Genomic DNA, 5719 nt, shown 5'->3' on the forward strand with positions numbered 1-5719 from the left:
GAGATGGAAGGTGGCTAGGCTGACGTCAGCCATTTCCTCTTCATCGAGCGTGATTGCCTGACCCGTTCCAAAGGGCGGCAATTGTTGTGCGTCGGGTGCCGGCACGGCGGACGCCGATGCGCCTCCCGCCAGCGAGAACGTCAACCCTGCGGCTCCTAACGCCGGCACGGCGACTTTGGTTGCTCGCTTCTTCCCTTGAGAAGTCTTCCTCGCCTGCCGCATGGTCGAACCTCCGAGCATTGCAAGAAACATCCCAGCCGCGGTAAGTCTACGCCCAGGAAATAACGCGAGCAACGATTACGCGCACAAAAGCGCGGCGCCGGACGTTCAGGATGTATTCATCTTCATGAACGGCCAATGGGCATGGCCAGTTGAGACAACGCATCAACGATCCACGCTTTTGGTGCGCGTGCAGCTTGGTGCAGTGCCGCAAGCGCATCGAATCTTGAACGGAGATCGGCGTGGCAGATCGATCAGGGCGTTTCGCTTGGTATGAACTTCTGACCACGGATGTCGCAGCGGCGGGCGCATTTTATCGCAAGGCCGTCGGCTGGGGCGTGAAGGATGAATCGACCCCGGAACTGCCTTACATGGTGCTTCGTAGCGGCGGCGCTCCGCTGGGCGGACTTATGGATATCCCGCAAGAGGGGCGGAGATTGGGGGCGACGCCGAGATGGATGGGATACGTCGCCGTCGACGACCTGGACGCAACCGCCGCTCAGATCAGGCGTCTTGGAGGTGCGATCCTTGTGCCGCCGACCGACACCAATATTGGCCGCATAGCAGTCGTTGCCGATCCGCAGGAGGCGACGTTCGGACTGATCCAAGAACCAGCATATGGCCGACGGAAACCGGGCCAGCTGGACGAGCCGGGGCGCGTAGGCTGGCATGAGTTACTGGCCGCCGACCGGACCGTGATCTTCGATTTCTACAGAGAATTATTCGGTTGGCAGAAGGCCGACGCTCAAAGCGAACCAGCGGCCTGGTATCAACTGTTTTCGGCGGGTGGGCAGACTGTCGGCGGAATGCTCACGAAACTTCCGAGCGTGGCGCAGCCGAGCTGGCTGCATTACTTCAATGTCGACGACATCGGTGCTGCCACAAAACATGTGAATGCTGGCGGAGGTCGGATCCTCCAGGGTCCGATCGAATTGCCCGATGGCTGCTGGATCGCACGGTGTGTCGATCCCCAGGGCGCCCTGTTTGCATTGCAAGGCGCCCGAGGTCAGACAAGCATTGAGCCATCCTCGGCCTCGGAAATCGGCTGGTCCGCCAAGTGGGGTGGCATTGCCTCCCAGGGTAGAATTGTGCTGCCCAAGCCGAAGCGCTAGCTACAGCGTCTGTCCGGCGCTGACGCGACCTTGCAGTCGCCCGCGCCGGGAGCAGGGGAGGCCTGCGAAAGGCCGATCCGGCCCTGTCCAAGCCAAGTTCCCGTTGCACCAACCCACCCCGTGCGCTATCCGGCCGGAAAGGCCTGAGGCGGCTCCATATTTTCCCGCCCAGGCACCCAAACCGAGGACGGAAACCGCCATGCCAGCCTATCGCTCCCGCACCACCACCCACGGCCGCAACATGGCGGGTGCCCGCGGCCTCTGGCGCGCGACGGGCATGAAGGATGCTGACTTTGGCAAGCCGATCATCGCGGTGGTCAACTCCTTCACCCAGTTCGTGCCCGGCCACGTCCATCTGAAGGACCTCGGCCAGCTCGTCGCCCGCGAGATCGAGCAGGCCGGTGGCGTCGCCAAGGAATTCAACACCATCGCGGTGGACGACGGCATCGCCATGGGCCATGACGGCATGCTCTACAGCCTGCCGTCGCGCGAGCTGATCGCCGACAGCGTCGAGTACATGGCCAACGCCCATTGCGCCGATGGCCTCGTCTGCATCTCCAATTGCGACAAGATCACGCCCGGCATGCTGATGGCGGCGCTGCGGCTCAACATCCCCGCCGTGTTCGTCTCGGGCGGGCCGATGGAGGCCGGCAAGGTCAAGCTCCAGGGCAAGACCAAGGCCGTCGACCTCATCGACGCCATGGTCGCCGCGGCCGACTCCAAGGTCAGCGACGAGGACGTCAAGGTGATCGAGCGCTCGGCGTGCCCGACCTGCGGCTCCTGCTCGGGCATGTTCACGGCCAATTCGATGAACTGCCTGACCGAGGCGCTCGGCCTCGCGCTGCCCGGCAACGGCTCGGTGGTCGCGACCCACGCCGATCGCAAGCGCCTGTTCGTCGAGGCCGGCCACACCATCGTCGATCTCGTCCGCCGCTACTACGAGCAGGACGATGCCTCGGTGCTGCCGCGCAACGTCGCCAACTTCAAGGCGTTCGAAAACGCGATGACGCTCGACATCGCGATGGGCGGTTCGACCAACACGGTGCTGCATCTGCTCGCCGCCGCCCATGAAGGGCAGGTCGCGTTCACCATGCAGGATATCGACCGGCTGTCGCGGCGCGTGCCCGTGCTGTGCAAGGTCGCACCGTCGGTCGCCGACGTGCATGTCGAGGACGTGCACCGCGCCGGCGGCATCATGGGCATTCTGGGCGAGCTCGATCGCGCCGGCCTGATCGACACGTCGGTCTCGACCGTGCATGCGCCGACGATGGCCGACGCGCTGGAGCGCTGGGACATCAAGCGCACCAAGAGCGATGCGGTGCGCACCTTCTTCCGCGCTTCGCCCGGCGGCATCCCGACGCAAGTCGCCTTCAGCCAGGAGCGTCGCTACGACGAGCTCGATGCCGATCGCGAAAAGGGCGTCGTGCGCGATCTCGAGCACGCCTTCAGCAAGGATGGCGGTCTCGCCGTGCTCTACGGCAATCTCGCGCAGGACGGCTGCATCGTGAAGACCGCCGGCGTCGATGCCTCGATCCTGAAATTCACCGGCCCGGCGCGCGTATTCGAGAGCCAGGACGCGGCCGTCGACGGCATCCTGGGCGGCAAGGTCGTCGCCGGCGAGGTCGTGGTCATCATTTACGAAGGCCCGCGTGGCGGCCCCGGCATGCAGGAAATGCTGTATCCGACCAGCTATCTGAAATCGATGGGCCTCGGCAAAGCCTGCGCGCTCGTCACCGACGGACGCTTCTCGGGCGGCTCGTCCGGCCTGTCGATCGGCCATCTGTCGCCGGAAGCCGCCGAAGGCGGCAACATCGGCCTGGTGCGGACCGGCGACCGTATCGCGATCGACATTCCGAACCGCAGCATCACGCTGGAGGTCTCCGACGAGGAACTCGCGAGCCGCCGTGCAGCGGAAGAGGCGAAGGGCGATGCCGCTTGGCAGGCGACGGGCCGCAAACGCAATGTCTCCACCGCGCTCCAGGCCTATGCTGCGCTCACCACCAGCGCCGCGCGCGGTGCAGTGCGCGAGGTGAAGCGGCGCTCGAACTGAGCGCTCCACCGTTCGCGCCTCGCGTGCATGGTCAATGAGTCCTGAACGGCCGGCGAAAGCCGGCCGTTCGCATTAAGGATGCCTCCACGAAGTTCGGCAGCCCTGGATCTTGCGGCGTATACTGCTTGCGACCTTCGCAAATCCATTTCGGGCAACTGGGGCACCGCAATAATGTCTCGTACTCTTGCTGTCGTTTTCTCAACAGTCGTCGCCGCGATTTCGATGACGGGCGCAGCCTCCGCCGGCTGCCACAATTGCTACACGCCGCCGCCGTGCACGACCTGCTATCAGCAGCAATATGTGCAGCCGCAATACCGCACCGTCGATGAGACCGTGATGGTTTCGCCGGGCTCCGTGGTCGCGCATCGCACGCCGGCGCAGTACCGCACCGTGATGGTGCCGCAGACCGTGATGGTCGCCCCGCCCAGCGTCCAATACGAACGCATCCCGCCGCAATACGCCACGCGCCAACGCGTCGAGATGGTCTCGCCGGGCTATTCCTATTACGCCCCGGTGCAGATGGGCTGCGCGTCCTGCGGCTACTGAGCCAGCGCAACAATCAACGAACTTCGCGCGGCGCTCCCATCGGGCGCCGCGTTTTCTTTTGGGTACCAGCAAACGAGGCCCGGAGATGGAGACGACTCCAACCGGGCCTCGCAACCAGCGACGCCCTGGGAGATGTCGCCAGTGTCCGGGATTGCTGAGGGCAGGGCGCGCTGTCGGCGGCCGAGCCTGTTGCCAGGTTAGAGGACCAGGCTGACGCTCGCCTGACAGACCGGCCAGGCGAGGGGGCAGGCTTGCTTCGACGGGCCTAACTTCGCGTTGCCATGCGCCGTCGACTACGTTAAGCGACAGCAATTCCGGGTTTGGAAGGGTGGCCGAGTGGTTTAAGGCACCGGTCTTGAAAACCGGCGTGCCCGCAAGGGTACCGTGGGTTCGAATCCCACCCCTTCCGCCAAAACATCAACAAAATAAACTACTTAGTCTCCAGCCGAACGTACAAACGAACGTACAATCCGTCGCGCCCTGGGGGCGGCCCGATGATTGGTGCGGTGCTGGGGCTTGTGGGCGCGATCGTCATCGTGCTGCTGCTAGCAATGATCGGCCTGGGTGCTGTGGCGATCCTTGGGACCCACGACCGGCAGTAGCTCTGTCTTACAAACCGCTAGGAATCGACAATTTGCGGCAAGCTTCGCGTCGGTGCTTGACCGAGGGCTTAGTTGTTGAGCGACCTTCCGAAGCTTTGGCCGCCGTCAGAGCAGGACAATTGTCGGTAGGGATAAGATCCCGAGACGGTGCAAGAGACGGTCACGTTGCCGGATGATAAAGTGAATAGTGCGGTGTGCTGCTTGGGCGGCTTAGTCATAAAGCACTGAATCTGACTGTTATTGTACCGTTTTAGCTGCGAATTGGCCTTCACGTAGTTTAAGAATCCGGGACAATCGTTAGCGAAAGCGCTCGCCGGAAAAATCATGAGGATTGAAAGAATAAGCTTCATGAACATCCCCTCTTGTGTCGATCGCGACTGCGTAGGCCGAGGGAACATAGAAAAGGCCGACGCCCGCGCGTTGTGAAGCAGTTCACAAATCCATGAAAAAGCCGACCGCCTGATACACGACGGGCTGTAGCTTACGCACTTTCGGAGCCACCAGTAATCGACAATTTGACTCTCGCCCGCGTCGCGTTTCGATGGTGGTATGCCTCGAACTACGCGCCACACGCCTACGCACGCCGACGGCCGGCAGATGAAAATCACATTTGGCGAGATGCGCGAAATGGGCGTGCGCGGGGTATTGGTCTATTGCCACTGCGGCGATCATGTTGCTCTCGACGCCGACCGGCGGACTGACGAGACGCGGCTCTCCGATCTCGAGCCGCGGTTCGTCTGTATAGGCTGTGGCAGCCGCGGCGCAGATATCCGGCCTGACTTCGATCGGGGCAATTCGCCGCTTGCCGTCAGGGGGTACTGAAGCACGACATGAGCAAAGGCTGGGGGCGGCCTTTTGAAGAGCCGTTCAGGCTAGGGACCGCCGACGGCGCTTTGACGCATCGGGAAAAATCGGCAATACTCGCCGTATGGTTGCTCTCGATGAGATTGCCGATGCCAGCCGCCGCGAAGCTGACCGCGCGCATCGACTGAGATTAGAGGGCCTGGTCGAGGACATCCGGAAGACCATAGAGGGACCGAGCAGCGCCAAAGAGAAGGTGGCGAGGATCAGAGAGCTGCTCGCCGTCCAGGGTGATCGCGCCCAAGAGTAGGCCCGCCAGCTTGAAACTGACCGCCACCTGAGGCGGCCTCACTTCCAGAACGTCAGCACTGCTAGCGCCACGACAGGTG

The 5719-nt window shown here is 63.0% G+C and carries 6 protein-coding genes and 1 tRNA gene; 6 read left to right on the plus strand and 1 reads right to left on the minus strand.

The genetic code is table 11. From position 1 onward, the window contains the following. The first annotated feature begins 461 nt into the window (after window positions 1–461). The 6 genes from AC1D00_RS23780 (at window position 462) to AC1D00_RS23805 (ending at window position 5521) form a co-directional block, all read left to right on the plus strand. The gene (locus tag AC1D00_RS23780; protein WP_477012329.1) at window positions 462–1331 is read left to right on the plus strand and encodes a VOC family protein; all 870 of its coding nucleotides are present in this window, start codon (window positions 462–464) and stop codon (window positions 1329–1331) included. A gap of 199 nt (window positions 1332–1530) precedes the next feature. Next, window positions 1531–3381: a dihydroxy-acid dehydratase gene (ilvD, locus tag AC1D00_RS23785; RefSeq protein WP_477012330.1), complete on the plus strand. Its 1851-nt coding sequence runs from the start codon at window positions 1531–1533 to the stop codon at window positions 3379–3381. Window positions 3382–3603: 222 nt separating this feature from the next. Continuing rightward, window positions 3604–3927 (plus strand): hypothetical protein, encoded by a 324-nt coding sequence (locus AC1D00_RS23790; protein ID WP_477012331.1) that lies wholly within the window; start codon window positions 3604–3606, stop codon window positions 3925–3927. A 322-nt stretch (window positions 3928–4249) separates the two neighbouring features. Then, a tRNA-Ser gene (locus AC1D00_RS23795) sits at window positions 4250–4339 on the plus strand. A 787-nt stretch (window positions 4340–5126) separates the two neighbouring features. Next, on the plus strand, window positions 5127–5351 hold the full coding sequence (locus tag AC1D00_RS23800) for a hypothetical protein (RefSeq protein ID WP_477012332.1): 225 nt from the start codon (window positions 5127–5129) through the stop codon (window positions 5349–5351). Window positions 5352–5359: 8 nt separating this feature from the next. After that, window positions 5360–5521: a hypothetical protein gene (locus tag AC1D00_RS23805; protein ID WP_404556404.1), complete on the plus strand. Its 162-nt coding sequence runs from the start codon at window positions 5360–5362 to the stop codon at window positions 5519–5521. Window positions 5522–5523: 2 nt separating this feature from the next. Here the strand turns inward: AC1D00_RS23805 and AC1D00_RS23810 are convergent. After that, a partial coding sequence (locus tag AC1D00_RS23810) for a hypothetical protein (protein WP_477012333.1) occupies window positions 5524–5719 on the minus strand: 196 nt, incomplete at its 5' end.

It is taken from the genome of Bradyrhizobium sp. P2_E8 (assembly GCF_056403875.1).